General features: G+C 64.3%; 1 protein-coding gene. It reads left to right on the top strand.

From position 1 onward, the window contains the following. The coding region (locus ACCC94_RS30470; protein ID WP_413353268.1) for a hypothetical protein at positions 1 to 244 on the top strand (244 nt) is incomplete at both ends.

Genomic DNA, 244 nt, shown 5'->3' with positions numbered 1-244 from the left:
GCTTTCGAGCCTTGCCGACCAGCACATCACCAGCATCAGCTTGGACGCTGCGGCATCGAACACCTCGATCAACGGCCAGACGATCCTCTCGGAAGGCAGCTACCAGACGGCTGACGGCGGTCATGGCAGCTTCGTCGAAGTCGCCTTCGACACCACGCTCGGCGGCAGCGAAGACGGCGCTCATGCCTACTCGCTGATCGGTAGCAGCGGTGACGACGTGCTCTCCGGCGCCGGCGGCATGTAC

Source organism: Pseudomonas sp. Pseusp97 (assembly GCF_047304025.1).
GTDB lineage: Bacteria > Pseudomonadota > Gammaproteobacteria > Pseudomonadales > Pseudomonadaceae > Pseudomonas.
The sequence above is the reverse complement of the archived record's forward strand: the minus strand, read 5'-3'. Positions and strand labels throughout refer to the sequence as shown.